The sequence below is a fragment of the Methylobacterium nigriterrae genome (assembly GCF_037106235.1).
GTDB classification, from domain to species: Bacteria; Pseudomonadota; Alphaproteobacteria; order Rhizobiales; family Beijerinckiaceae; genus Methylobacterium; species Methylobacterium nigriterrae.
In genome coordinates this window covers 1-1,896 of record NZ_JBAWTG010000329.1, presented here as the reverse complement: position 1 = coordinate 1,896, position 1,896 = coordinate 1, and the positions used below count along the sequence as shown (strand labels likewise).

Annotated in this window: 1 protein-coding gene; it reads left to right on the top strand. The window is 56.5% G+C overall.

From position 1 onward, the window contains the following. Positions 1 to 368: 368 nt before the first annotated feature. Entirely contained in the window at positions 369 to 1,781 is a 1,413-nt protein-coding gene (locus WDW90_RS36740) for an immunoglobulin-like domain-containing protein (protein ID WP_336492662.1), read from the top strand. Positions 1,782 to 1,896: the final 115 nt, after the last annotated feature.

Sequence of the window (1,896 nt, the reverse complement as noted above, 5' to 3'; positions counted from 1 at the left end):
TCCATCAAGAGCCTGCGCTTGAGACTGGCGCGTGCACTGGTCCTGTCCCTTCACCGATGTCCCTGCTGCCATCGCTCGTTTGTGACACAGTAGTACTAGCCGATTAGGCAGAAAAGCTTTTTGTGCGCTAGACACTTTATTTTTGCGAATGCCGCAGATCAGAATTGCAATGACGATGTAACCGTAAATTTGGGTGTCGCAACAGTCTTTTGCCTAATGTCCTCTCGCCTGACGCTTGCGCCAATACAAGTAGCCGCATGCGTTCGTAGCCGCAGCCCCGATACATCAGAGGATAGAGCAACCGCTGCAATATGCCTATCAGCATCACGGAGAGAAATCTAAATCGCACTTCATGAGGGAGCATAAGCATGGCCAACTTATCCGTGGCAGTCGGCGCAATTACAACCGTGAGCATTGCTCCAAACAGCCCTGAAGCGATGAACCCGGCTAACGCACTTAGTTCGGCTTTTGGGTATGGGTACGGTGCCGACAAGGGCCAGATCGGCGTCTTTTTTACCGCCCCGCCCGCACCTTTGTCGTTGAACTTGCTGGCAAACACCCCACTGACCGTTGACTTATTCAAAGTCAAGCAGGACGAGGGTCTTCCAGCCGGTAATCCGCCCTTCCCCGACACTCCGGGGGACAGCAAAGATCACTACTTCCCTTTTGAAGGGACAGGTGGTTTCGGCTCGGTATTGAATGGCATCATTCAAGATCCCAAAAACTACCTGCACGTCCCATTAAGCTTGTCAATCCAAGACGGTGGTGAGACAAAAACTCTTGCTCTCGACGCAACAGTCGCTAACGGCGGTGTCAAGGTCCACGACGGTCAGGTCTCGGATCCAGCGGTCGATTACGAACTCTCTTACCCTGATCAGGCGCTGATGTACGCAAATGGCGATACTGTTTCTATTCACTTCTTACCCCTTGCGTTGGCAAACAATCCGCAGGAGGCGAATTTACAAGCTACCTTTACTTTCAAGGCGGCGACGCCGCCGGCGGCACCGGTCTACTCGATCGCCAACGCGGCTGACGTGGTCGAGGGCGGTAAGCTCGTCTTCACGGTCACCGGCACTGCCGCTGGCAGCCAGGACGTCACTGTCACCACCGACCAAGGGAACGTCCTGATCAAGGCCGGCCAGACCACCGGCACGCTCGAGGTGCAGACCCTGGACAATACCACCTTCGGGCCCAATCCGGACGTGACGGTTTCTCTGACGGGGACGAACCTTGGCTCGATCGATGCTGCTGCCAAGACGGCTATTGGCCACGTCATCGACAATGATACCGCTCCTCCGACTGAGCATCTGAACGCAGTCTTTCGGTTCTTTGACACCAAGACCCAGGACCACTTCTACACAACCAGCGCCGTCGAGAAAGATTTCATCCTCAAGACGCAGCCTACGTACAACTACGAAGGCGCGCAGTGGTCCACGCCTGACGACGGCCCCAACACCATCGACGTGTTCCGCTTCTTCGACAGTGCTCACAACAGCCACTTCTACACCACCAGCGTGGCTGAGCGCGACTTCGTCATCCAGACACAGCCCAGCTATAAGTACGAGGGCGTGGCGTTCGAGGCATACGCCAATGCGAGTGCTGCCGGCTCCGGAGCGCTGACGCTGGAGCGGTTCTTCAACACGAATACGGGGCTGCACCACTACTCGGCCAGCGCCAGCGAGACGAACGGCATCAAGCAAGGTGCCGCCGGTCCCGGCTGGATCGACGAAGGGCCGAGCTTCATCGTGCACGTACCCGCGGACGGTATGCTGAACGCCTGAAGTCGCATCTGATTTTGAAGCTACGGCCTGTTCGGCCTTGAACGTGTTCCGTGTGCGGGCGTTTTGCTCCTCCTGACTGGGAGGAGTGATGCTGGACGACGCAGAATGGAGAAAG

Bases quoted from the DNA above. Each gene is read 5' to 3' on its own strand.
- WDW90_RS36740 (WP_336492662.1), top strand. From the start codon at position 369: ATGGCCAACTTATCCGTGGCAGTCGGCGCAATTACAACCGTGAGCATT.